Raw genomic sequence first — 24,952 nt, 5'->3', positions numbered from 1 at the left:
CGCCAGGGTTTGCTTGCGAGGCAATGCTCGGACTACTCAGTGGCTGGCACCGGAAGCGCCAAAGCCGGTCTGGGCACGCACGTACTGATCTTCGAACGCGTCACGTTCCTTGGCCGCACGGGCACTGCTGTCCGATACCGAGAAAACGTAAGCGCAGATGAAGGCGATGGGCATCGCGAACAGCGCCGGTTGCGTGTAGGGGAACAACGGCGCTGCATTGTGCAGGACGTCGACCCATACCGACTTCGAGAAGACGACGAAGAGGACTGCGGAAGTGACGCCGCTGTAACCCCCCCACAGCGCACCGCGGGTGGTCAGTCCTTTCCAGTACATCGAGAGAATCAGGACCGGGAAGTTGGCAGCGGCAGCGACGCCGAAGGCCAGGCCGACCATGAACGCGATGTTCATCTTCTCGAACGCGATACCGAGGATGATCGCCAGGATGCCGAGAGCGATGGTCGCCATCCGGGAAACCTTGATCTCTTCCTTGTCGGTGCATTCACCCTTGCGGATCACGCGTGCGTAGATGTCGTGCGCAATCGCCGAAGCGCCGGCCAGCGCCAGGCCCGAGACGACAGCCAGGATGGTGGCGAAAGCGACCGCCGCCAGGAAGCCGAGCAGCATGTTGCCGCCGACCGCGTGTGCCAGGTGCATGGCGACCATGTTGCCACCACCGATCAGCGCTCCGTTGATGTCACCGCCCTCGAAGTACTCGGGGTTCTGACCGACCAGCAGGATCGCAACCAGGCCCATCAGGAAGATGACGTTGAAGAAGAAACCGACGAAACCGGACGCGTAGAGCACCGACTTGCGGGCTTCCTTGGCGTTACCGACGGTAAAGAAGCGCATCAGGATGTGCGGCAGACCGGCGGTACCGAACATCAGGCCTAGGCCGAGGGAGAGCGCCGTGACCGGATCGGAGAGCAGGCTGCCCGGCGCCATCAGCGAGGTACCCTGCTTATGAACCGCCTGCGCCTTTTCGAGCAGGGTGGTCAGCGAAAAGCCGAACTGCGAGAAGCCGAGGATCAGCACCAGCGTCCCGCCGAAGAGCAGCAGGCAGGCCTTGATGATCTGCACCCAGGTCGTGGCGACCATTCCGCCGACGGTCACATAGACCATCATCAGAACGCCAACGGCGAAGATCGCGACGTTGTACTCGAGGCCGAAGAGCAGCTTGATCAACTGCCCGGCGCCGACCATCTGGGCGATCAGGTAGAAGACCACGACGACCAGCGATGAAAGTGCCGCCATGGTGCGCACGCTGGGGTCGAGGCGATACGAGGTGATGTCCGAGAAGGTGAACCGGCCCAGGTTACGCAGCCGCTCAGCCATCAGGAAGAGGATGATCGGCCAGCCGGCGAAGAATGCCATCATGTAGATGTAGGCATCGTAGCCGCGGCTGAAGGTCATCGCCGTGAGACCGAGCAGGGTTGCCGCCGACATGTAGTCGCCGGCGATTGCCAGACCGTTCTGGAAGCCGGTTATGCCACCGCCGGCGGTATAGAAGTCGGCGGTGGACTTGGTGCGCCCAGCCGCCCAGTAGGTGATGCCCATGGTCATGGTCACGAAGATCATGAACATGATGATCGCGTGCCAGTTGGTGGGCTGCGTCTGGATGTTACCTTGCAGTGCCGGCCCAGCGGCAGTAGCCATGCCGGAGAACGCTAGCAGTGCGAGTGCCGTTGTAAATCGCTTGATCATTTCGTCTCCTTCTGAGCTTCTTTGATGATTTCTGCCGTCAGGTCGTCAAACTCGCCGTTGGCACGACGGACGTAAACCACTGTCAGCAGCCAGAAGAAGACGAAGAGGACCAATTCAATGGTGTAGCCGATGGCCCACATCGATCCCTCGGCGATCGGTTGCCCGAGCATCTTGGGGTTGAAGGCGATCAGCATGAAGAAGCCGTAGAACAGAATCAGCACAATGGCCGACAAGGTCCAGGCGAAGCTTCCTCGCTTCTGCACCAGTTCGTCGAACTTCGGATTGCGCCGAAGTCGCTCGTAGATAACACTACTCATTTTTCTTTTCCTCCTGATTTGTCTTGCGAAAGAATTGTGAGACCAATTTTTCAAGAATTGACAAGACCACTCCCCTCGGGGCGTTGAATACTAACCCAGATCGATTCATCGTTCAATGCAGTGTTTTTTCGCGTTTTTTGCCGGTGCAGGGGCTCGGCTGACGACGCCGCGTAGTCCGGTGCCTTACGCTAGGCGCCGAAATTGCGTAGCCCGTCGAGGTCGAGGATGGTCAGGGTGCCGTAATCGGCACGTAACAGTCCGCCCTGTTCGAGGGTCTGCAACGCCTGATTGACGCGCTGGCGCGAGACGCCGGCGAGCAATCCGATCTCTTCCTGCGAAATGCGCAGTTCGAGACTGCTGCCCGGGTAGAGCAGCGGATTGAACATCGACGCCAGGCAGCGAGCGAGGCGGGCGTCGGTATCGAGCAGACGTTCGTGTTCGATCATGCCGATGAACTGGCCAAGGCGTTCGTTGATCTGGATGAGCAGGAAACGGTTGAAAGGAATGCTGTTGTCGAGCAGATTCTGAAATCGGCTGCGCTTCATGTAGGCGATGCGCGAGTCGCGCAGCGCGATGACGTCATAACGGCGTGCTTCATCCTTGAGCAGGGAGCCCTCACCGAACCAGCTGCCATCGGACAGGCCAACGAAGCTGGTGGCCTTGCCGGTACTCCGGTTGCTGGCCATCTTGACCAGCCCATTGACCACCCCCAACCAGTGCCCGACGGTTTCTCCCTTCATGCACACGTATCCTCCGGCGGGAACGGTGCGTACGACGATGTCGCGCTTGACCTGTTCCAGCTCGTCGGCGCTCAGCTTCCGTGCCCAGCAGGAAGCGTGCAGCATGGCGTCCAGTTCGTGCATCCGTGAACCCGCGATCAGAAAAGATGGAGAATTGTCGCACGGACGACAATTCTCCTTGCCCACGGCGAATAGACTGCCGCCAAGCACTGTCCTGCCGCCTCCACGCAGTCGATCGTGGTTCTGCTTCCGATACTGCGTTGCACAATGGCTGGCAGAAGAAAAAGAATAGAATCGCGCAACACAACATAAATAAGAGCCTGCCGTCACGATAACGGCGCTTAATGCACCGGAGGAGACGAGATGCCGGAAACTGCGTCGTCGCAAGCGCTGGATACCTTTCCACGCCTGCTCTTGAACCACGCTCGGGTTCGCGGTGACAAGCCGGCAATGCGCGAAAAGGACCTGGGGATCTGGCAGTGCTGGACCTGGCAGGATGTTGCCGACGAGGTGCGCGCACTGGCCTGCGGCCTTGCCGAGATGGGTTTCAAGCGCGGCGAGAACGTGGCCATCGTCGGCGACAATCGTCCGCGCATGTACATGATGATGAGCGCCGTACAGTGTCTCGGCGGGGTGCCCGTGCCGCTCTACCAGGATGCGGTGGCCAACGAGATGCTTTTCGTTCTGGTCGACGCCGAAATCCGCTTCCTGTTCGTCGAAGATCAGGAGCAGGTCGACAAGGTGCTCGAACTGCAGGCGCAGTTGCCGCAGCTGCGGCACCTCTTCTACGACGATCCGCACGGCATGCGTCACTACACGCAGCCGTTTATTCACGATGTTCGCGAGCTGATGGAAATGGGGCGGATTCACAACCGCAACCATCCCGATCTGCTCATCCGCAAGGTCGCCGCCGGCAACGCCGACGACGTCAGCGTCATGCTGTATACCTCGGGGACGACCGGCAAGCCAAAAGGGGTGTGCCTGACGCACAACGCCTTCATCAGCGCCGCCCGCGGCGGCGTCGATTTCGATCGTCTGACTGCCGACGAAAACATCCTCTCGTATTTGCCGATGGCCTGGGTGGGCGACCATCTCTTCTCTTTTGCGCAGGCGATGCTGACCGGGTTCACGATCAACTGCCCCGAGTCGGCCGAGACGGTGATGAACGATTTGCGCGAAATCGGGCCGACCTATTATTTTGCGCCACCGCGTGTTTTCGAGAACCTGCTGACGCAGGTGATGATTCGCATGGAGGACGCCAGCGCCATCAAACAGAAGATGTTTCACTTCTTCATGGCTGTGGCGCGGCGCAGCGGCGCCGAGATTCTCGATGGCAAGGCCGTTGCGCTCGGTGATCGCGTGCTCTATGCCCTGGGCAATTTCTTTGTTTTCGGGCCGCTGAAGAACGTCCTCGGCCTGAGCCGGGTGCGCGTCGCCTACACCGCCGGCGCGGCGATCGGTCCCGATCTCTTCCGTTTCTACCGCTCGATCGGCATCAATCTGAAGCAGCTCTACGGTCAGACCGAAACCTGCGCCTATGTCTGCCTGCAGCCCGATGGTGAAATCAAGTTTGACAGCGTCGGCAAGCCGGCGCCGGGCGTCGAGGTGAAGATCGCCGACAACGGCGAAATTCTGGTCAAGGGGCCGATGCTGCTCAGGGAGTATTACAAGCGACCCGACGCCACCGCCGAAGCGATCAACGCCGACGGCTATTTCATGACCGGCGACGCGGGTCTGTTCGACGACGAGGGGCATCTCAAGATCATCGATCGCGCCAAGGACGTCGGCAAGCTGGTCAATGGTGCGATGTTTGCGCCCAATTTCATCGAGAACAAGCTCAAGTTCTTCCCCTTCGTCAAGGAGGCGGTGGCTTTCGGCGATGGTCGCGAGATGGTCTGCGCGTTCATCAACATCGACATCGGTGCGGTGGGCAACTGGGCCGAGCGGCGCGGCATCGCCTACTCGGGCTATACCGATCTGGCCGCCAAAGGGGAGGTCTATGGTCTGATCCAGGAGTCGATCGAACAGGTGAATTCCGAACTCCGTGGCGAAGGCGTGCTGGCCGATTCGCAGATTCATCGTTTCCTGATCCTGCACAAGGAACTCGATCCCGATGACGACGAGTTGACGCGCACACGCAAGGTGCGTCGCGGCTTCGTCGCCGAGAAATACGCGGTATTGATCGACGCGCTGTACAGCGGCAGGGACAGCCAGTTCATCGAGACGGCGGTGAAGTTCGAGGACGGACGGCAAGGCAAGGTGACGGCCGATCTGGCCATCCGGAACCTGAAGGTTTTCGGCGCCGCCGGGAGGGAGGCGTCATGAGTCGGAAGATCGGCGAGGTCATCCTCGACCTGAAGAAGGTTTCCCTGTCCTTCGGCGGCGTCAAGGCACTGACCGACATCTCGTTCGACGTTCGCGAGCACGAGATTCGGGCGATCATCGGCCCGAACGGTGCCGGCAAGAGCTCGATGCTCAATGTCATCAACGGCGTCTATCGGCCGCAGGAGGGAGAGATCATTCTGCGCGGTCAGCACTTCACGAAAATGAGCCCCTACAAAGCTGCGCGGGCCGGGATCTCGCGGACTTTCCAGAACATTGCCCTGTTCAAGGGGATGAACGTGATCGACAACCTGATGACCGGGCGCAACATGAAAATCAGAAGCAACCTGATTCAGCAGGCCTTCTGGTGGGGGCCGGCGCGACGCGAGGAACTCGAACATCGCGCCAAGGTTGAGGAGGTGATCGACTTTCTCGAAATCCAGCACATTCGCAAGACACCGGTCGGGCGCCTGCCTTACGGTTTGCAGAAGCGCGTAGACCTCGGCCGGGCGCTGGCCATGGAGCCGAGCATCCTGCTGCTCGACGAGCCGATGGCCGGGATGAATGTCGAGGAAAAGCAGGACATGTGCCGCTTCATTCTCGACGTCAATGACCAGTTCGGGACGACCATCGTCCTGATCGAGCACGACATGGCGGTGGTCATGGATATCTCCGACCGTGTCGTCGTTCTCGATTATGGCAAGAAGATCGGCGACGGCGACCCGGACGCGGTGCGCGCCAATCCGGACGTCATCAGCGCCTATCTTGGCGCCAGTCACTGAGGAGTGAGGCGATGGGTTTCTTCCTGGAAACATTGATCGGCGGGCTGATGGCCGGCATGCTCTATTCGCTGGTGGCGCTTGGTTTCGTGCTGATCTTCAAGGCCTCCGGCGTATTCAACTTCGCACAGGGAGCGATGGTGCTTTTCGCCGCTCTGGCGATGGCCCGTTTTTCCGAGTGGATTCCGGGCTGGTTCGGCCTCGAGGGTTCCTATCTCGGGACCGCTGCTGCCTTCGTCGTGGCGGGCGCGCTGATGTTCGTCGTCGCCTGGCTGATCGAGCGCTTGGTCCTGCGCCATCTGGTCAACCAGGAGGGCGCGACGCTTCTGATGGCCACGCTGGGCATTGCCTATGTCCTTGAAGGCATCGGTTCAACCCTTTTTGGCAATGACATCTACAAGATTGACGTGGGTATGCCCAAGGACCCGGTGTTTCTCTTCGAGGAGGTGTTTCCGGGTGGGCTGCTGATCAACAAGGAAGACTTCATCGCCGCCTTGATTGCGGCCGTGCTGGTCGGCCTGTTGACTCTTTTCTTCCAGAAGACGACAACCGGGCGGGCGCTGCGGGCAGTGGCCGACGACCATCAGGCGGCGCAGTCGATCGGCATCCCGCTGAATCGTATCTGGGTAATCGTCTGGTGCGTCGCCGGCCTGGTCGCGCTGGTCGCCGGTGTGATCTGGGGTTCCAAGCTCGGCGTCCAGTTTTCCTTGTCGACGGTGGCGCTGCGCGCATTGCCGGTCGTCATCCTTGGCGGGCTGACTTCGGTTCCTGGTGCCATCCTCGGCGGCCTGATCATCGGCGTCGGCGAGAAGCTGTCGGAAGTCTATCTCGGGCCGATGGTCGGCGGCGGCATCGAGATCTGGTTTGCCTACGTACTGGCGCTGGTCGTTCTCCTGTTCAGGCCGCAAGGCCTGTTCGGCGAGAAGATCATCGACCGCGTCTGATCGGGGAGAGGGCAAATGCTCTATAGAGAAAACGGTCAATTCAAGACTTCCTACGCCGCCGATCAGCAGGTTTTTCCGATTGCCCAGGACCGCTGGGCGGTTGTCGGGATCCTGGTGTTTGCTTTCGTCGCTGTCCCTCTGCTGGTCGACGAATACATGTTCCGCGCCATCCTCATCCCCTTTTTGATCCTCTCGCTGGCCGCTCTCGGCGTCAATATTCTGGTCGGCTACTGCGGGCAGATCACGCTTGGCGCCGGCGCATTCATGGCTGTCGGGGCGTACGCCGCGTACAACTTCCACATCCGTGTCGAAGGCATGCCGCTACTGCTCTCTTTGCTGCTCGGCGGCTTCACTTCGGCCCTTGTCGGGATCGTTTTCGGAATACCGAGCTTGCGCGTGCGCGGCCTCTACCTGGCGGTTGCAACCCTGGCAGCGCAGTTCTTCACCGACTGGGTGTTTCTGCGCATCCCCTGGTTTACCGACAACTCCCTGTCGGGCAACGTTTCGGTTTCCAACCTGCAGGTGATGGGCTGGCAGGTTAACAACCCGCTCAACAAGTATCTGTTCTGCCTGGCGTTCCTGACGGTCTTCGCGTTGCTGGCGAAGAACATGACGCGTAGCGCCATCGGCCGGCAGTGGATGGCGATCCGTGACATGGATGTGGCTGCCGAGGTGATCGGAATCCGGCCGCTGTTTGCCAAACTCTCGGCGTTTGCCGTCAGTTCGTTTTTCGTCGGGACGGCGGGCGCCTTGTGGGCGTTCGTTCATCTGGCGTCGTGGGAGCCGGCGGCTTTCTCGGTCGACCGTTCGTTCCAGCTCCTGTTCATGGTCATCATTGGCGGCCTCGGTTCGGTCATGGGCAGTTTCTTCGGCGCGGCCTTCATCGTCATCCTGCCGATCGTACTGAATCGCCTGCTGCCGGAAATTGGTGACCTGGTCGGGGTCGAGATATCGACTGCCGGGATCTCGCACGCCGAGTTGATCATTTTCGGGGGGCTGATCATCTTCTTCCTGATCAAGGAGCCGCACGGCCTTGCCCGCCTGTGGTCGACCGGCAAGGAGAAGCTTCGGCTCTGGCCATTCCCGCACTGACTCGGGTGGTGGGGATCGTTTCACGCTCGTAGCGGAGTTTTTCTGAGTCGCAGTTGTAGTTGCAGTGGTGTTGCCATTTTAATAAGAGGAGACATTAATGAACTTACGCAAGCTTGCATTAACTGCTTCACTCGGCGCCGTCATGCTGTCGGCGATAGCGTCGACGTCGGCGGTCGCAGCGACCGCCAAGGAGCAGTTCTTTCCGGTCCTGGTTACTCGTACCGGCCCCATTGCTCCCAATGCGACACCTTGGGCCAACGGCTTTATCGATTATCTGAAACTGGTGAACGCCAAGGGGGGGATCAACGGCGTCAAGACCGTTTTCGAGGAATGCGAGACGGGTTACCTCACCGACCGAATCGTCGAATGCTACGAGCGCCTGAAAGGCATGCATGGCGGTGCGACAGCGTTCCAGCCTCTGTCGACTGGCGGGACGTTTGCTCTCACGGAAAAAGCGCCGATCGACAAGATTCCCTTGATTACGGCTGGTTATGGTCGTAGCGAATCGCAGAACGGTGCAGTATTCACCTGGAACTTTCCCCTGCTCGGAACCTACTGGGTTGGCTCCGATGTGGCCATCCAGTACATCGCCAAGAAACTGGGGGGTGTCGCCAACCTGAAAGGCAAGAAGATCGCGCTGGTGTACCACGACAGCCCGTACGGGAAAGAGGCCATCCCGGTGCTCGAGGAGTTGAGCAAGAAATACGGTTACAGCGTGCAGCTCCTGCCTGTCGCCGCACCAGGCGTTGAACAGAAAGCGACCTGGTTACAGATCCGCCAGAACAGGCCAGACTTCGTTCTGCTCTCCGGTTGGGGGGTGATGAACCTGACCGCGCTGCGCGAGGCACAGGCCACCGGGTACCCGCGCGACAAGATGCTGGGCAACTGGTGGTCAGGCGCCGAACCCGATGTCGCCGATGTCGGTGAAGGTGCAAAGGGCTACAGCGCGCTGACCTTGCAGCATGGCGCCGAGCGCAATTCGAAGGTGGTCAAGGACATCCTCGCTGCGCTGTATGCCAAGGGTCAGGGCACTGGGCCGAAAGAGGACGTTGGCAGCGTGCTCTACATGCGCGGTGTGCTGTCGGCGATGCTCGGCATCGAAGGCGTTCGCAAGGCGCAGGAGCGCTATGGCAAGGGCAAGGTGATGACCGGCGAGCAGGTGCGCTGGGGGCTGGAGAACCTTGATCTCGACCAGAAGACGCTCGATGGAATGGGCTTTGCTGGCGTGATGCGTCCGGTGCAGACTTCCTGCCTGGACCATATGGGCTCGTCATGGGTTCGCGTTCACACCTGGAACGGCAAGAACTGGGAGTTTTCTTCCCCAGACTGGTACCAGGCCGATGCCAACACCTTGCGTCCGATGGTCATGCTCGCCTCCGGCAAGTACGCGGAAGAAAAGAAGCTGAAGCCGCGCACGCCTGAGGAGTGCAACAAGTAAGGTCCCGCGGACTCGTCACCGCGAGTCCTTTGTCAGCCCTCCCGCTTGCGGGAGGGCGACCCGCTTAGCGAAGAGACGCCATGAGCACTGCCAACATCCTTCTCCGAGTCAATAGCATCGAGGTGATCTACAACCATGTGATCCTGGTTCTCAAGGGCGTTTCCTTCAGCGTTCCTGAAGGAGGCGTCGTGGCGCTTCTCGGCGGCAACGGCGCTGGCAAGACGACGACCCTGCGCGCGGTCAGTAATCTGCTGCACGGTGAACGCGGTGAAGTCACCAAGGGCACCATCGAGTTGCGCGACGAGCGCATCGAGGCGCTGACACCGGCCGAACTGGTCAAACGTGGCGTCATTCAGGTGATGGAGGGGCGGCACTGCTTTGGTCACCTGAGTATCGAAGAAAACCTGCTCACCGGTGCGTACACGCGCAGCGATGGAAAAGCAGCGATCAACGAGACGCTGGAGAAGGTCTATGCGTATTTTCCAAGGTTGAAAACCCGCCGCAGCAGCCAGGCGGCTTACACCTCGGGCGGCGAACAACAGATGTGTGCCGTCGGGCGGGCGCTGATGGCCAGTCCGCGCATGGTGCTGCTCGACGAACCGTCGATGGGCCTCGCTCCACAGATCGTCGACGAGGTATTCGGCATCGTCAAGGATCTCAATCAGAAGGAAGGCGTCACCTTCCTGCTCGCCGAACAGAACACCAATATGGCGCTGCGCTATGCAGACTTCGGCTACATCCTCGAAAACGGTCGTGTGGTGATGGAGGGTGCGGCCAGGGATCTGGCGGCCAACGAAGACGTCAAGGAGTTCTATCTCGGCCTGTCTTCCGCCGGGCGCAAGAGCTTCAAGGACGTCAAGCACTATCGTCGTCGCAAGCGCTGGCTGTCCTGAGCCGGTCCGGGGCTGCCCGCGCCCTGCCGGCCCTCGCCGGCTGCCGGGGCGGCCATCTCTTCTCTCGCACTGACGGAGTGTCTTCGCTGTCTGGCGCGAACCGACTTACCGTGTGAGTGACCACCCATGACCTATTACGATTCTTTGGAAACGCGTTCGCCGGCCGAGCGCGAAGCGTGGCTGATGGCGCGCTTGCCGCAGCAACTCGCCCTGGCCAGGAGGAAGTCGGCGTATTGGCGCCAGCGGCTGGCCGACGTGGCGGTCAACAGCATCGCCTCGCGCGCAGCACTGGCGACGCTGCCACTGATTCGCAAGAGCGAGCTTGGCGAACTGCAATGCGCTGCGCCGCCTTTCGGGGGTCTGACGGCGACGCCGATGGGCGGCCTGTCGCGCGTCTTTGCCTCGCCTGGCCCGATCTACGATCCCGAAGGGCGGGGGCAGGACTGGTGGCGCTTTGCACGCGCCCTGTTCGCCGCCGGTTTCCGCGCCGGCGACCTGGTGCACAACACTTTCTCGTACCATTTCACGCCGGCCGGCTTCATGCTTGAAGGCGCGGCACACAAGCTCGGTTGTCCGGTGTTTCCGGCCGGCGTCGGACAGACCGACATGCAGGTGCAGGCGATTGCCCACCTCAAGCCGGCAGCCTACGTCGGCACGCCGTCGTTTCTGCGCATCATCCTCGAGAAAGCGGACGAACTCGGTGCCGACGTCAGCTCGCTGCGCAAGGCAGTTGTTTCGGGAGAGGCCCTGCCGGTGACTCTGCGCAAGCTGCTCAGCGACCGCGGCGTCGTCGTTCGCCAGGCGTATGCGTCTGCCGACCTGGGCTTGATCGCCTATGAAACGCCGAGCGAGGGGGGCCTGGTCGTCGAGGAAGACGTGCTGCTCGAAATCGTTCGCCCGGGGACCGGTGATCCGGTTGCCGAAGGCGAGGTTGGCGAAGTGGTGGTGACCAGTTTCAATGCCGATTACCCGCTGATTCGCTTTGCCACCGGCGACCTGTCGGCACTGCTGCCGGGGATCAGCCCCTGCGGGCGGACCAACGTCCGTATCAGGGGCTGGCTGGGACGCGCGGATCAGACGACCAAGGTCAAGGGGATGTTCGTACACCCCTCGCAGGTCGCTGCGCTTGTCGCGCGGCACGGCGAAATCGGCCGCGCGCGGCTGGTGGTCGACGATGCCAGTGGCCACGATCGGATGACCTTGCACTGCGAGGTCGCTGATCCCTCGGCCGCGCTGCAGGCGGCCGTGGTGGCCAGCATGCGCGAGTTCACCAAGCTGCGTGGTGAAGTGGCTTTCCTGCCTGCGGGGACCTTGGCCAACGACGGCACGGTGATCGAAGACCGGCGCAGCTACGCGTGAGGCACGCGCTTGCCGCGATCGTCGCCTCCCTGCTGGCTGCTTCGCTTTGCGCCGACGACGCCGCGCCGGGCACGGCGAGTTCGGCGCGCGCTTCCGGGCCGCAAGTCGGCGACTGCGTAATTTTTCGTGAGGGCGGCGCGGGCCGGCTCCTGACGGCGCCGACCTATTGGCTGAAAGGCTCGATCGCCGCGCTCTCCCGGCAGCGGCGGCAGCTTGATCGCTGTCCGCACATCGGCAAACCCTCATCCGCCTTTACGCCAGCCGACCAGGCGCGGCTGGCGGCGGCGATGCCTTGCGTGGAGCAGACTTCGGCAAGCGCTTTGGCCACTCTACCTCGCGAGGTGGAGGTGACGCGTGTACAGGTGGCGGTCGCTGATTGGGAAACGCCATGGTCGCACCAGCACGGCACGACAGGATGGCTGTTCCGCGGTCGCTTCCTCGAGCAGATCCTGGCGAAGGGAGCGGTGATCGACATGGACGCCGCCTGGCTCGAGCGTTGTGAGGCCGAGCGGTGAGCGGCGCGCCGTTGCACGGGGTTCGCGTTCTCGACCTCAGCCGGCTGCTTCCCGGTCCGGTCGCTACCCTGCATCTGGCCGATCTGGGCGCCGATGTGATCAAGATCGAAGATCGGGGTGCTGGCGACTACGCGCGCCCGCTCGGCGAGGGCCCGGGCGGTGTCAGCGCTTTCTATCGCAGTGTCAATCGCAACAAGTGTGGCTTGCGCCTCGACCTCAAGCAGCCGCAAGGGCGGGCGGCGTTCCTGCGCCTGGTGGCCACTGCCGACGTGTTGGTCGAGAGCTTCCGGCCCGGTGTCAGCGACCGGCTCGGCATTGGCTATCAGGCGCTGCGTGCCATCAACGCAAAGCTCGTCTATTGCGCGATCACCGGTTACGGACAGAGTGGTCCGCTGGCGATGGCCGCAGGACATGATCTCAACTACATAGGCCTGGCCGGAGTCCTCGACCAGATCGGCGTCGATGGTGGGCCACCGGCGATTCCGAATCTGCAGATCGGCGACTTGCTGGGCGGTGCGATGAGTGCGGTGATGGGAATCCTTGCTGCCTTGTTCGATGCGCAACGCACCAGCCAGGGCCGCCTGGTCGACGTGGCCATGAGCGACGCGGTTCTGGCGCACAATCTTTTTCCCCTGTTTGCGCTGCACAGTTCCGCCGGCGTTGCAGAGCGCGGGTGCGACGTGCCCACCGGCGGCGATCCTGGCTATGGCGTCTATGCCACCGCGGATGGACGCTACATGGCCGTCGCACCGCTCGAGAAGAAGTTCTGGGACGTCTTCTGCGCTGCCCTGCAGCGCCCCGACTGGAAGCCACTGCATGGTGCGCGCGGGGCGGCTGCCGTCGCCTTGCGGCGGGAGATTGAAAGCCTCTTTGTCAGCCGCAAGCAGGCCGACTGGTGTGCTTTCTTTGCCGCTATCGATTGTTGCGTTACGCCTGTGCTCGGCGTCGCAGAGGCGCTTGAACACGCGCAGTTCGTCGCTCGAGAGATGGCCGTGCACGCCGACGGGGTCACCCAGTACGCGCCACCGGTGAAACTCTCGGGCTGGGTTTTTGCCGTCGAGCGCGCGGCACCCGCCGCCGGCGAGCACGGTGAGGAGGTTCTGCTTGAGGCGGGATTCTCAGCCGACGAGATCGCCGCCCTGCGCGCGGCGTCGGTCATCTGACGCCGCGCGCAGGGCACGCTGGCGGGTGGCCGGCGTGACCCGGCTCAGGGCTTCTTCTTGGGCTCGTCGTCGCTTGGAGCGGCCTGTTGCGCTGCGGCTGCGGCCTGCTTCATCTGTTCCTGCATCTGCTGCATCATCGTCCAGGGCCACATCGTCGCCTGCTTGAGCGCATCGGCGCCGCCTGGAATGCCAAGCGCATTGGTCTGCGTGTCGTCGTTGCCGCCGCTGGCAGCCGTTGTGAGATTGCTGCCCATGTGCCCCATCGCGCGCACGGCGTTGAGTGTCACACATTGCATCTCCAGGCCCTGGATGGTCATCTGCAGCATCGACAGGTTCATTTTCAGCCAGCTCTCGACCGCTTTGAGATCCCTGACCTTCTTCTCGATTTCCTCGACGTCCAGCGTAGGGGTGACCATGCCTGGCAACGAAAAGCCCATGTTGCCCCACATTTTCTTGGCAAAGCTCATCGGATCGGTTAGAGAATCGTTACTGGACATTTTGCGGCTCCGGTGGTGGTGGAATCGGCCATGTTAGCAAAGTTTGGCGCTCTTCGGGGCAGGGCGCCGATTATTGGAATCACTTGCCGCTGGCGGGCGTGGTGGCCAGGCAGGGCGGGCGCATGAGGCGCGTTCACCACTCACAGGCGGTAGCAGAACAGGCGCGTCTGGCGCACGTCGTTGACTTCGACGATCCGCTCGGCAGCGACGTCGGGCACGGCAAAACTGTTGCTGATGAACAGCGCTCCCGGTCGCATCTCGCGCTGCGCCTTTTCCCAGAGGGCAGCCATCGGGGCCGGCGACAGAAAGGCATAGACGACGTCGTAAGCGCTCAGTTCGGTATGCCAGATGTCACCCCAGCGCCAGTCGCAGTTGGCCAGGCCAACCGTGCGCAGGCGTCCGACGGCCCAGGTCGCCGGCGCGTTTTCGACGCCGGTGAAGCGCGCCTCCGGCCGCTGCCTGGCCAGCGGACCGAGCACGCTGCCGACGCCGGCACCAAGGTCGAGAAAGCGCATTGCGGGGAGGTCGCTGGTCAGTTCGGCGAGGGCTGCGGCGCTAGCTCTGTTGGACAGGTAGAGCGGTACCTGTCCACCAAGTGCGCCGCGATAGACGAGCAGCAGCAAGATGAACAGCAGAAGGTACCAGCCCGGGTCGATGGCGAGCGTCGAAGCGGCCCATGCCAGCGGTACGAAGAGCGCGTGCATCAGCCGCCACCACCAGGCCTGTCGCGTGATGCTGGCGAAGAGCAGGGCGACGGCGCCAATCGCCAGGGCGGTCTGCGGCCACGGCAGCTGCTCATTACGCAGGCCGTAGTACGGCCAGGCCAGCGACAGTACGGCGAGCGTCGCGGCGAGCTGCAGGGCAAGCTGACGACGCTGCGACCCGACCACGGGTGCTGCGGCGTCAGCGCTTTCGGGCGGGGGTAAAGACAAGGCCTTGCTCCAGAGGATCGAGCGCCGGGTTGAAAGGGCAGGGGTGTCGGGCTGCTGGCGGTTCAGTGCGCTGCCGGCTGCTTTGCCGGCTCAGGTGCCTGCGCCTGGTGGGAGAACCTTCCCCGGTTTGAGTGGCAGGCAGGCAAAATAGGCGTCGTGGCGCGCTAGCGGGAGGCGCGAGCGGTCCTCGTTGCGTGTCGCCCAAGCGAACCTCCTGGCCGCCGAAACTGGCAGCAATTCCCTGCACGATCTGCGCTTGCTCCCTGCCCGCCACGGGGCTGCCGTGGAATTTGAGGAGCGCGCGCCAACGCGGTTCTTGAGGGCGGCAACGAGATCGTCCGCCAGCGGCGGGTGGTTCCGGTAGAAGCTACTCATCGGGTGGCTCATCAGGGGGGCGTCGCGCCGAAAGGATCCCTTCGCTAGCGCCAAGGACCGTGACGCAGCGATTTTACGCCCTCCAGCGCGCGAAAGTGTCGAAAGAGGCGTGCGAAGGCCTGCCTTATGGTATATACTCTCGCGCTGCTCGAAAAACAATTTGACAGTGTATTGCTCAGGTGTCAAAATCCTGGGTTCTGAGCTGGAGGGATACCCAAGTGGCCAACGGGATCAGACTGTAAATCTGACGGCTCTGCCTTCGAAGGTTCGAATCCTTCTCCCTCCACCAAAATGCCGCTGTTGGTGGCCTAGCTTTAGCGTGCTTCGGGTAATGGTTTTGCGGGTGTAGCTCAATGGTAGAGCTGAAGCCTTCCAAGCTTATGACGAGGGTTCGATTCCCTTCACCCGCTCCACGTTGCGGTCGCAGAACAGCTTCAGGCATCGCGCACGCCGCCCATGTAGCTCAGCGGTAGAGCACTCCCTTGGTAAGGGAGAGGTCGACAGTTCAATTCTGTCCATGGGCACCACTGTTTGGTGCCATAGATTCACTAATTTTTAACGTCTTGAGGTACCGGTAATGGCCAAGGGAAAATTTGAACGTACGAAGCCGCACGTCAACGTTGGCACGATTGGGCACGTTGACCACGGCAAGACAACGCTGACGGCGGCGATCACGACCATTCTGTCGAAGAAGTTTGGCGGTACCGCCAAGGCCTACGACCAGATTGACGCAGCGCCGGAAGAAAAGGCGCGCGGGATCACGATCAATACCGCGCACGTCGAGTACGAGACGTCCAAGCGCCACTACGCGCATGTCGACTGCCCGGGTCACGCCGACTACGTGAAGAACATGATTACCGGTGCGGCGCAGATGGACGGCGCCATTCTGGTGGTCTCTGCCGCCGACGGTCCGATGCCGCAGACGCGCGAGCACATCCTGCTCGCCCGCCAGGTGGGTGTTCCGTACATCATCGTCTATCTGAACAAGTGCGACATGGTTGACGACGCCGAACTGCTCGAGCTGGTGGATATGGAAGTACGCGAGCTGCTTTCCAAGTACGATTTTCCTGGCGACGACGTGCCGATCATTCAGGGTTCTGCCCTGAAGGCGCTCGAGGGCGACCTGGGCGAGCAGGGTGAGGCTTCGGTGATGGCGCTGGCGGATGCGCTGGATTCCTACATTCCGACGCCGGAGCGTGCCATTGACAAGCCCTTCCTGCTGCCGATCGAGGACGTTTTCTCGATTTCCGGTCGCGGTACGGTGGTCACCGGTCGTGTTGAGCGCGGCATTGTCAAGGTGGGTGAGGAAGTCGAGATTGTCGGTATCAAGCCGACCGTGAAGACCATCTGCACCGGTGTCGAGATGTTCCGCAAGCTGCTCGACCAGGGTCAGGCGGGCGACAATGTCGGTGTTCTCCTGCGCGGCGTCAAGCGTGAAGACGTCGAGCGTGGTCAGGTGCTGGCCAAGCCGGGTTCGATCAAGCCGCACACCCACTTTTCGGGTGAGGTGTATGTGCTGTCGAAAGAAGAGGGGGGTCGTCACACGCCGTTCTTCAACAACTACCGGCCGCAGTTCTACTTCCGCACGACGGACGTTACCGGTGCCATCTCGATGCCTGAAGGCGTTGAAATGGTCATGCCGGGTGACAACATCCAGATGACGGTCAAGCTGATCGCGCCGATCGCCATGGAGGAAGGTCTGCGCTTCGCCATTCGCGAAGGCGGCCGTACCGTCGGCGCCGGCGTTGTCGCAAAAATCATCGAGTAGGTTCAGTAAAGACAAGGGGTTGCTCCATCGCGGGGCGCCCCCGGTCTCTGCCGCAGGGGCATAGCTCAACTGGCAGAGCGTCGGTCTCCAAAACCGAAGGTTGGGGGTTCGATTCCCTCTGCCCCTGCCAACCAGTAATCAAAGAAGTAAACAAAGCGGACCACATGGCCGATAAGTTAAAGTTTGCGTTGGCGGTATTGCTGCTCGTCGCCGGCATCGCTGGCTTCTACCTGCTCGTCGAGCAGGCGATGATCCTGCGTGTCCTTGCCGTCTTGGCCGGGGCGGCGCTGGCTGTCGTCGTCGCCTGGCAGACCGAGCCCGGGCGTCAGTTTTTTGGTTTTGCCAAGGATGCCACCACCGAGGCGAAAAAGGTAGTCTGGCCGTCGCGCAAAGAAACCGTCCAGACCACTGGTCTGGTGTTCGCGTTTGTGGTGGTGATGGCGATCTTTCTCTGGTTGACCGACAAGGGCCTTGAGTGGGTTCTCTACGACTTGGTTCTTGGCTGGAGGCAATCATGAGCATGCGCTGGTACGTTGTACACGCCTATTCAGGCTTCGAGAAGAGTGTGCAGCGCGCACTGCTCGAACGCATCCAGCGACAGGCGATGGAGCATTCCTTTGGCCGGATTCTGGTGCCGGTCGAGGAGGTGGTTGAGCTCAAGATGGGTCAGAAGAGCATTTCCGAGCGAAAGTTCTTCCCCGGCTACGTGCTGGTGGAAATGGAAATGAACGACGATTCCTGGCACCTCGTCAAGAGCACGCCAAAGGTCACCGGTTTTGTCGGTGGCACGGCCAACAAGCCGACGCCGATCTCCGAAAAGGAGGTCGACAAGATTATGCAGCAAATCCAGGAAGGCGTTGAAAAGCCGCGCCCCAAAGTGCTTTTTGAGCCGGGCGAAGTCGTTCGCGTCAAGGACGGTCCTTTTACCGATTTTCACGGCGCGGTCGAGCAGGTGAATTACGAGAAGAACCGTCTTCGCGTCTCGGTGACCATCTTCGGCCGTCCGACGCCGGTCGAACTCGAGTTCGCTCAAGTCGAGAAAGCCTGATCCTGCAGTTGAGTCGCGGTGCGTGAGTTTCCTGGCGCGCCGCAGTAGTGCGGCTCCCGGGCCGCCTTTGTCGTTTGGGGAGCGCTGTCACGAGCGCGTTTGAACCCGTCTAAAGGAGATTCCTACCGTGGCAAAAAAAATCACTGGCTACATCAAACTGCAGGTGCCTGCGGGTAAGGCGAATCCATCGCCTCCCATTGGACCGGCGCTTGGACAACGCGGCCTGAATATCATGGAGTTCTGCAAGGCGTTCAATGCCCAGACGCAGGGCATGGAGCCGGGCCTGCCGATTCCGGTGGTGATCACCGCCTTTGCCGACAAGAGCTTCACCTTCATCATGAAGACGCCGCCGGCGACCATTCTGATCAAGAAGGCCATTGGCCTGCAGAAGGGTAGTCCCAAGCCATTGACCAACAAGGTTGGCACGCTGACCCGGGCACAATGCGAGGCCATTGCCACGCAGAAAATGCCTGACCTGACGGCGGCCGACATGGATGCAGCAGTTCGCACGATCGCCGGCAGTGCCCGAGCGATGGGCGTCACGGTGGAGGGTGTTTGAGATGGCGAAGTTGAGCAAGCGTCAAAAAGCGGTCAAGGGCAAGGTCGATCGCACGGCCAGCCTGGCGGTTGGCGAAGCGCTGAAGCTGGCCAAGGAGTTTGCCACAGCCAAATTCGACGAATCGATCGATGTTGCCGTAGGTCTTGGGGTCGATCCTCGCAAGTCTGACCAGATCGTCCGCGGCTCGGTCGTTTTGCCCGCCGGTACCGGCAAGACGATCCGGGTTGCTGTCTTCGCGCAGGGTGACAAGGCGGCGGCGGCCCTCGAAGCCGGTGCCGACATCGTCGGTTTTGAAGACCTGGCCGCAGAGATCAAGTCCGGAGTGATGAACTTTGACCGCGTGATTGCCACGCCCGACGCGATGCGCGTCGTTGGCCAACTGGGTCAGATCCTGGGGCCGCGCGGGCTGATGCCAAACCCCAAGGTCGGCACGGTGACCATGGACGTGGCGACGGCGGTCAGGAACGCCAAGGCCGGGCAGGTTCAGTATCGCACCGACAAGGCCGGCATCATCCACAGCACGATCGGGCGAGCGTCGTTTGACGCGGACAAATTGCTGCTCAACCTCAAGGCGCTGGTCGATGCGCTGATCAAGGCCAAGCCGGCCACCTCCAAAGGGCAGTATCTGCTGCGCATTGCCGTCTCCAGCACCATGGGACCGGGTATTCGCGTCGATGCTACGACGCTGTAGAGAATCGAAACAAGCGATATAGAGAGCCGGCGTACGTCGCTTCGTGACGTGCTCCGGCCAGGAACTTTGTTGGGCCGTTTGCGGTGCCGTGCTGGCGCCGTCGATGGATCGTCAAAGACCGCAGGTGCCGAGGGCTTTTCGCCGGAAGCTTAAGTGTGCAAGCAGCCTGCAGAGATGGTGTGCCCAGAAAAGGAATTCGCAGCGACCCGCCAAGGCCGTCGTTGCCACCCCTGATCCAAGGTCGCCGTGGGTGCGGCGCAGGCTGATTGAGGCGCCGTTTGTTGACTTGAAGGGAGGAAGGGCCTGTGGGTCTTAATCTTGATGAAAAGAAAGCTGTCGTGGCCGAGGTGTCGGCCAAGGTGGCTGGTGCACAGACGATAGTCGTCGCCGAGTACAGCGGTTTGCAGGTGGCTCACCTGACGCGCTTGCGGGCGCAGGCGCGTGCTGCCGGTGTTTATCTGCGCGTACTGAAAAACACCTTGGTGCGTCGGGCGGTGCAGGGTAGTGCGTTTGCCGAGTTGTCCGGGCAATTGACCGGGCCCCTGATTTACAGCATCTCGGAGGATCCGGTAGCAGCGGCCAAAGTGCTGCATGACTTCGCGAAGACCAACGACAAACTGGTCGTGAAGGCTGGCAGCTACGCGGGTGAGCTTCTCGACGTCGCTGGCGTACAGAGGCTTGCCGCGATTCCGAGTCGCGACGAACTGCTCGCCCAGTTGCTGGGCATGATGCAGGCGCCGGTGACCGGCTTTGCCTGTGCGCTCGCTGCCTTGGCTAAACAACGTGAAGATGCGGTTGCCTGACCGCGCTGTCAGCTTTTACAAGTATTCAGATTTAGGAGTTTATTGATTATGGCGATTAGCAAAGAAGACATCCTGGAAGCCGTTGGCACGATGACGGTGATGGACCTGAACGACCTGGTCAAGGCGTTCGAAGAGAAGTTTGGCGTCTCGGCCGCTTCCATGGCGGTTGCTGCGCCTGGGGCAGCCGCGGCGGTGGTTGAAGAGCAGACCGAGTTTACGGTCATGCTGATGGCCAGCGGCGAGAAGAAGGTCGAGACGATCAAGGTTGTTCGTGCAGCGACCGGCCTGGGCCTGAAGGAGGCCAAGGACCTCGTTGATGGCGCGCCGAAGGCGATCAAGGAAGGCGTTTCCAAAGCCGACGCCGACGCTCTCAGGAAGCTTCTTGAGGATGCGGGAGCCAAGGTCGAGGTCAAGTAATTTCGACCCTGCGCCTGGGCTGGCAGCTTTTCGGCTGTCAGCCCTTTTGTGCTTTTCTGGAAACGGCTTTGCGCCGCGGGCGCAGGGCGGTGCAGCGTGCAAACGCAATGCCGAGTAGCGACAGAGAAATGAGTGCCCGAGTACTCGTTGTGCTGCTAATCGAATTGCTTTTGTCCGTTGCGGACTGGCGGGTCTTGCGACTCTCGCCGGTGCGCGCTAGAGGTTTTGCCGTCTGAGTTCGGAGCGACCATGAACTACTCCTACACCGAGAAAAAGCGTATCCGCAAGAGCTTCGCCAAGCGCGCCAGCGTGCTTGAAGTGCCGTACTTGCTGGCTACCCAGTTGGAGTCTTTTTCTGCTTTCCTGCAGAAGACGACGCCCGTAGCGCAACGCAAGAATCAGGGTTTGCAGGCTGCGTTTTCCTCTATTTTTCCAATCGTCAGCCATAGTGGCAATGCGCGCCTGGAGTTCGTCAGCTTTGCGCTTTCGGAGCCGGCTTTCGACGTCAAGGAATGCCACCAGCGTGGTCTGACCTTTGCCTCGGCCCTGCGCGCAAAGGTGCGCCTGGTCATCCTCGATCGCGAGACTCCCGATACGATCAAGGAGGTCAAGGAGCAGGAAGTCTACATGGGTGAAATCCCCTTGATGACGACAACCGGCTCCTTCGTCATCAACGGTACCGAGCGGGTCATCGTCTCGCAGCTTCACCGCTCGCCCGGGGTGTTCTTCGAGCATGATCGCGGCAAGACCCATAGTTCCGGGAAACTGCTCTTTTCGGCGCGGGTGATTCCCTACCGCGGTTCATGGCTGGACTTCGAGTTCGATCCCAAGGATCTGCTCTTCTTCCGCGTAGACCGACGTCGCAAGATGCCGGTGACGACCTTGCTGAAGGCCATCGGACTGACGCCGCAGATGATTCTGCGCGAGTTCTTCGACTTTGACACCTTCATTCTCGGCAAGAGCGTGATTGAATTCGCGCTGGTTCCCGAGCGCTTGCGCGGCGAAGTGGCACGCTTCGACTTCAACGATTCCTCCGGGGCGCTGATCATCGCCAAGGACAAGCGCATCACGGCCAAGCACATCCGCGAACTCGACGCCGCCGGAATCCAGCAGGTCGCCGTTCCGGACGACTTCCTGATTGGACGGGTTGTCGCCGAGGACGTCATCGACCAGAGCAGCGGCGAAATTCTCGCCAATGCCAACGACGAGATTACCGAGTCGCTGCTGGCGAAGCTCGTCGAGTCCGGTATCGAGTCGCTGCACACCCTGTATATCAACGACCTCGACCGCGGTGGCTTCATCTCGCAGACCCTGCGCGCAGACGATACGATATCCAGGCAGGCAGCACGCGTTGCCATCTACCGCATGATGCGCCCTGGCGAGCCGCCCACGGAAGAAGCGGTTGAGATTCTGTTCAACGGTCTGTTCTACTCGGACGACCGTTACGATCTTTCCGCCGTCGGTCGCATGAAGTTCAACCGGCGTGTGGCCCGCAAGGACGTCGTCGAACACAAGATCATGCTCAAGCATGTGCCTTCCAAGCGTGAAGCTATCGTCAATCTGCTCACCGAGGCCCTGGGTGCAGCGGCGCCAGGTATCGAGCTTCTCGGCGAGTTGAACCACGGGGCGCGGGCGATCGCCGAGAACATGACCGAAACGGCGGCGCTGGCCTTGTTCGAGCAGCTCAAGGCTGCCGGTGCCAGCGGTGAAGTGCGCGAGCAATTGACCTTGTCACCGCGCGATATCGTCGAAGTGATCAAGTTGCTGGTCGAGTTGCGCAATGGTCGTGGCGAAGTCGATGACATCGACCATCTGGGTAATCGCCGTGTTCGCTCGGTCGGCGAGTTGGCCGAGAACCAGTTCCGGGCTGGCCTGGTACGCGTCGAGCGTGCCGTCAAGGAGCGCTTGTCGCAGGCTGAGTCGGACAATCTGATGCCGCACGACCTGATCAACGCCAAGCCGATCAGCGCCGCGGTCAGGGAGTTCTTCGGTTCCAGCCAACTGTCGCAGTTCATGGATCAGACCAACCCGCTCTCCGAGATCACCCACAAGCGCCGTGTTTCGGCCCTTGGCCCGGGCGGCCTGACGCGCGAGCGTGCCGGTTTCGAAGTGCGCGACGTGCATCCCACGCACTACGGCCGGGTCTGTCCGATCGAAACACCGGAAGGTCCGAACATCGGTCTGATCAACTCGCTGGCGCTCTATGCCCGGACCAACGAGTACGGCTTTCTCGAAACGCCTTACCGCACGGTGGTCGACGGCAAGGTGACCAATCAGATCGAGTACCTCTCGGCGATCGAAGAGGGGGCGTACATCATTGCCCAGGCCAACTCCGAGCTTGGCGAGGCGGGCGTGCTCACCGACGAACTGGTGACCTGTCGCGAGAAAGGCGAAACGATTCTCGCCGAGCCGGCGCGTGTGCAGTACATGGACGTTGCGCCGAGCCAGATCGTTTCGGTGGCGGCTTCGCTGATTCCCTTCCTTGAGCACGACGACGCCAACCGCGCCTTGATGGGCGCCAACATGCAACGGCAGGCGGTTCCTTGCCTGCGACCGGAAAAGCCGCTGGTCGGTACCGGCATCGAGCGCACGGTGGCGGTGGACTCGGGAACCGCAGTGCAGGCCCTGCGCGGTGGGGTGGTCGACTACGTCGACGCCTCGCGGGTCGTGGTGCGCGTCAACGACAACGAAACCGGGCCCGGTGAAGTGGGCGTCGATATCTACAACCTGGTGAAATACATCCGTTCCAACCAGAACACCAACATCAACCAGCGGCCGCTGGTGCGCGTCGGAGATGTGATCGCCAGGGGCGATGTGGTCGCCGATGGGGCGTCGACCGACAAGGGCGAGCTGGCGCTTGGCCAGAACATGCTGGTCGCGTTCATGCCGTGGAACGGCTATAACTTCGAGGATTCGATCCTGATCTCGGAGCGGGTGGTTGCCGAGGACCGTTTCACTTCGATCCACATCGAGGAGCTGACGGTCGTTGCCCGCGATACCAAGCTAGGTCCCGAGGAAATCACCCGCGATATTGCGTCGCTCGGTGAGTCGCAACTGGCGCGCCTCGACGAATCGGGGATTGTCTACATCGGTGCCGAGGTCGAAGCCGGCGACGTCCTGGTCGGCAAGGTGACGCCGAAAGGCGAGACCCAGCTGACCCCGGAAGAGAAGCTGTTGCGCGCGATCTTTGGTGAAAAAGCGTCCGACGTGAAAGATACGTCGCTGCGCGTGCAGTCGGGAATTGCCGGCACGGTCATCGATGTGCAGGTGTTTACCCGTGAGGGAATCGAGCGTGACCGGCGTGCGCAGTCGATCATCGACGATCATCTGCGCAGCTACAAACTGGACCTTGCCGACCAGCTGCGCATTGTCGAACGCGACGCATTTGCCCGGGTCGAGAGGATGATCGTTGGCAAGCCTGCCAACGGCGGTCCGAAGCGGCTGGCCAAGGGATCGGCGGTAACTCAGGAGTACCTGGACGGTATCGAGCCCCATCACTGGTTCGACATCCGCATGGCCGACGACGAAGTCGCGCATCAGCTGGAGTCGCTCCGCGATGGCCTCGAGCAGACGCGCAAGGGCTTCGACGTCGCGTTCGAAGAAAAGCGCAAGAAGCTTACCCAGGGCGACGAATTGCCGCCGGGTGTGCAGAAAATGGTCAAGGTCTACGTCGCCGTCAAGCGTCGCCTGCAGGCGGGCGACAAGATGGCCGGCCGGCACGGCAACAAGGGCGTCGTTTCCCGCATCGTTCCCGTCGAAGACATGCCCTACATGGCCGACGGTCACCCGGTCGATATCGTCCTCAACCCGCTTGGCGTTCCGTCGCGGATGAACGTTGGACAGATTCTCGAGGTCCACCTCGGGCTGGCCGCCAAAGGCCTGGGTTTCCGAATTGGCGAAATGTTGCGTCGCCAGGCGACGGCAACGGAGGTGCGCGGCTTCCTTGATCAGATCTACAACAGTACCGGAAAATCCGAGGATATCGATCAGCTGAGCGACGGTGAGGTTCTGGAAATGGCCGGCAACCTCGAGGCAGGCGTGCCGTTTGCGACGCCGGTTTTCGACGGCGCCAAGGAATCCGAGATCAAGGGCATGCTGGCGCTGGCCGGGATGCCGGAGTCCGGGCAAATGACCTTGTACGATGGTCGCACCGGCGAGCGCTTCGAGCGTCAGGTGACGGTCGGCTACATGCACGTATTGAAGCTGCACCACCTGGTTGATGACAAGATGCACGCGCGTTCGACGGGCCCGTACTCGCTGGTTACCCAGCAGCCACTGGGCGGCAAGGCCCAGTTTGGTGGCCAGCGTTTCGGAGAAATGGAAGTGTGGGCCCTTGAAGCCTACGGTGCTTCGTACGTGCTGCAGGAAATGCTGACCGTCAAGTCCGACGATGTGAATGGCCGGACCAAGGTGTACGAGAACATCGTCAAGGGTGACCACAAGATCGAGGCCGGGATGCCCGAATCTTTCAACGTCCTGGTCAAGGAAATCCGTTCGTTGGCGATTGACATCGATCTCGAACGTTTCTGATTGTTTGCCGAGGGGTGAGCGTCGCGGTCGGTTTGCCGACCGTTGCGCTCCCGGCCCCTGACACCCCAC

At 61.4% G+C, this 24,952-nt stretch carries 22 protein-coding genes and 4 tRNA genes; 21 read left to right on the top strand and 5 right to left on the bottom strand.

Features of this window, described 5'->3' with window-relative positions; genetic code table 11:
• Positions 1-36: 36 nt before the first annotated feature.
• From QZ634_RS09175 to QZ634_RS09165, 3 genes are all read right to left on the bottom strand, one after another.
• Positions 37-1,701, bottom strand: coding sequence for a cation acetate symporter (locus QZ634_RS09175; protein WP_291987402.1), 1,665 nt, complete (start codon positions 1,699-1,701; stop codon positions 37-39).
• The gene (locus QZ634_RS09170; RefSeq protein WP_291987400.1) at positions 1,698-2,018 is read right to left on the bottom strand and encodes a DUF485 domain-containing protein; all 321 of its coding nucleotides are present in this window, start codon (positions 2,016-2,018) and stop codon (positions 1,698-1,700) included. The genes QZ634_RS09175 and QZ634_RS09170 overlap by 4 nt, the downstream gene beginning before the upstream one ends.
• 188 nt (positions 2,019-2,206) lie before the next feature.
• Entirely contained in the window at positions 2,207-2,881 is a 675-nt protein-coding gene (locus QZ634_RS09165) for a Crp/Fnr family transcriptional regulator (protein ID WP_291987398.1), read from the bottom strand.
• A gap of 240 nt (positions 2,882-3,121) precedes the next feature.
• Here QZ634_RS09165 and QZ634_RS09160 point away from each other — a divergent pair, with 240 nt between their 5' ends.
• The 9 genes from QZ634_RS09160 (at position 3,122) to QZ634_RS09120 (ending at position 13,263) form a co-directional block, all read left to right on the top strand.
• Complete coding sequence (locus QZ634_RS09160; protein ID WP_291987396.1) at positions 3,122-5,083, top strand: AMP-binding protein; 1,962 nt, start codon at positions 3,122-3,124, stop codon at positions 5,081-5,083.
• Complete coding sequence (locus tag QZ634_RS09155; RefSeq protein ID WP_291987394.1) at positions 5,080-5,862, top strand: ABC transporter ATP-binding protein; 783 nt, start codon at positions 5,080-5,082, stop codon at positions 5,860-5,862. The genes QZ634_RS09160 and QZ634_RS09155 overlap by 4 nt, the downstream gene beginning before the upstream one ends.
• Before the next feature lie 11 nt (positions 5,863-5,873).
• Positions 5,874-6,803: a branched-chain amino acid ABC transporter permease gene (locus QZ634_RS09150; protein ID WP_291987393.1), complete on the top strand. Its 930-nt coding sequence runs from the start codon at positions 5,874-5,876 to the stop codon at positions 6,801-6,803.
• A gap of 15 nt (positions 6,804-6,818) precedes the next feature.
• Positions 6,819-7,895, top strand: a complete 1,077-nt coding sequence (locus tag QZ634_RS09145; protein WP_291987391.1) for a branched-chain amino acid ABC transporter permease — start codon at positions 6,819-6,821, stop codon at positions 7,893-7,895.
• A gap of 97 nt (positions 7,896-7,992) precedes the next feature.
• Entirely contained in the window at positions 7,993-9,333 is a 1,341-nt protein-coding gene (locus QZ634_RS09140) for an ABC transporter substrate-binding protein (RefSeq protein WP_291987389.1), read from the top strand.
• A gap of 80 nt (positions 9,334-9,413) precedes the next feature.
• Positions 9,414-10,226 (top strand): ABC transporter ATP-binding protein, encoded by an 813-nt coding sequence (locus QZ634_RS09135; RefSeq protein ID WP_291987387.1) that lies wholly within the window; start codon positions 9,414-9,416, stop codon positions 10,224-10,226.
• A gap of 126 nt (positions 10,227-10,352) precedes the next feature.
• The gene (locus QZ634_RS09130) at positions 10,353-11,585 is read left to right on the top strand and encodes an AMP-binding protein (RefSeq protein ID WP_291987385.1); all 1,233 of its coding nucleotides are present in this window, start codon (positions 10,353-10,355) and stop codon (positions 11,583-11,585) included.
• A complete protein-coding gene (locus QZ634_RS09125) occupies positions 11,582-12,100 on the top strand; it encodes a hypothetical protein (protein ID WP_291987383.1) in 519 nt (172 codons plus the stop codon). The genes QZ634_RS09130 and QZ634_RS09125 overlap by 4 nt, the downstream gene beginning before the upstream one ends.
• Positions 12,097-13,263 (top strand): CaiB/BaiF CoA-transferase family protein, encoded by a 1,167-nt coding sequence (locus QZ634_RS09120; RefSeq protein ID WP_291987381.1) that lies wholly within the window; start codon positions 12,097-12,099, stop codon positions 13,261-13,263. Before QZ634_RS09125 ends, QZ634_RS09120 begins: the two co-directional genes overlap by 4 nt.
• Before the next feature lie 44 nt (positions 13,264-13,307).
• Here QZ634_RS09120 and QZ634_RS09115 read toward each other — a convergent pair whose 3' ends face one another.
• Together QZ634_RS09115 and QZ634_RS09110 are read right to left on the bottom strand one after the other, a co-directional pair.
• On the bottom strand, positions 13,308-13,760 hold the full coding sequence (locus QZ634_RS09115) for a PhaM family polyhydroxyalkanoate granule multifunctional regulatory protein (protein WP_291987379.1): 453 nt from the start codon (positions 13,758-13,760) through the stop codon (positions 13,308-13,310).
• A 140-nt stretch (positions 13,761-13,900) separates the two neighbouring features.
• Positions 13,901-14,692 carry a class I SAM-dependent methyltransferase gene (locus tag QZ634_RS09110; RefSeq protein ID WP_291987377.1) on the bottom strand — a complete coding sequence of 264 codons (792 nt, stop codon included), beginning with the start codon at positions 14,690-14,692 and terminating at the stop codon, positions 13,901-13,903.
• 579 nt (positions 14,693-15,271) lie between these two features.
• Here QZ634_RS09110 and QZ634_RS09100 point away from each other — a divergent pair.
• The 12 genes from QZ634_RS09100 (at position 15,272) to rpoB (ending at position 24,883) form a co-directional block, all read left to right on the top strand.
• Positions 15,272-15,356 (top strand) — tRNA-Tyr (locus tag QZ634_RS09100).
• Positions 15,357-15,406: 50 nt separating this feature from the next.
• Positions 15,407-15,480 (top strand) — tRNA-Gly (locus QZ634_RS09095).
• A gap of 39 nt (positions 15,481-15,519) precedes the next feature.
• A tRNA-Thr gene (locus QZ634_RS09090) sits at positions 15,520-15,594 on the top strand.
• 50 nt (positions 15,595-15,644) lie between these two features.
• The gene (gene tuf / locus QZ634_RS09085; protein WP_291987374.1) at positions 15,645-16,835 is read left to right on the top strand and encodes an elongation factor Tu; all 1,191 of its coding nucleotides are present in this window, start codon (positions 15,645-15,647) and stop codon (positions 16,833-16,835) included.
• Positions 16,836-16,889: 54 nt separating this feature from the next.
• Positions 16,890-16,965 (top strand) — tRNA-Trp (locus QZ634_RS09080).
• A gap of 58 nt (positions 16,966-17,023) precedes the next feature.
• A complete protein-coding gene (gene secE, locus QZ634_RS09075; RefSeq protein WP_291987372.1) occupies positions 17,024-17,353 on the top strand; it encodes a preprotein translocase subunit SecE in 330 nt (109 codons plus the stop codon).
• Positions 17,350-17,883: a transcription termination/antitermination protein NusG gene (nusG, locus tag QZ634_RS09070; RefSeq protein WP_043565819.1), complete on the top strand. Its 534-nt coding sequence runs from the start codon at positions 17,350-17,352 to the stop codon at positions 17,881-17,883. The genes secE and nusG overlap by 4 nt, the downstream gene beginning before the upstream one ends.
• A 127-nt stretch (positions 17,884-18,010) precedes the next feature.
• Positions 18,011-18,442 carry a 50S ribosomal protein L11 gene (rplK, locus tag QZ634_RS09065; RefSeq protein ID WP_291987370.1) on the top strand — a complete coding sequence of 144 codons (432 nt, stop codon included), beginning with the start codon at positions 18,011-18,013 and terminating at the stop codon, positions 18,440-18,442.
• Between the two features lies 1 nt (position 18,443).
• The gene (gene rplA / locus QZ634_RS09060; RefSeq protein ID WP_043565815.1) at positions 18,444-19,133 is read left to right on the top strand and encodes a 50S ribosomal protein L1; all 690 of its coding nucleotides are present in this window, start codon (positions 18,444-18,446) and stop codon (positions 19,131-19,133) included.
• A 305-nt stretch (positions 19,134-19,438) separates the two neighbouring features.
• Positions 19,439-19,936, top strand: a complete 498-nt coding sequence (rplJ, locus tag QZ634_RS09055; RefSeq protein ID WP_291987368.1) for a 50S ribosomal protein L10 — start codon at positions 19,439-19,441, stop codon at positions 19,934-19,936.
• Positions 19,937-19,984: 48 nt separating this feature from the next.
• Positions 19,985-20,353, top strand: a complete 369-nt coding sequence (gene rplL / locus QZ634_RS09050; protein ID WP_043565809.1) for a 50S ribosomal protein L7/L12 — start codon at positions 19,985-19,987, stop codon at positions 20,351-20,353.
• 249 nt (positions 20,354-20,602) lie between these two features.
• A complete protein-coding gene (gene rpoB / locus QZ634_RS09045) occupies positions 20,603-24,883 on the top strand; it encodes a DNA-directed RNA polymerase subunit beta (protein ID WP_291987366.1) in 4,281 nt (1,426 codons plus the stop codon).
• Positions 24,884-24,952: the final 69 nt, after the last annotated feature.

Origin of the sequence: Candidatus Accumulibacter sp. ACC007 (genome assembly GCF_907163205.1) — a bacterium.
Classification (GTDB): Bacteria; Pseudomonadota; Gammaproteobacteria; order Burkholderiales; family Rhodocyclaceae; genus Accumulibacter; species Accumulibacter regalis.
This window is presented reverse-complemented; position numbering and strand designations above follow the sequence as displayed.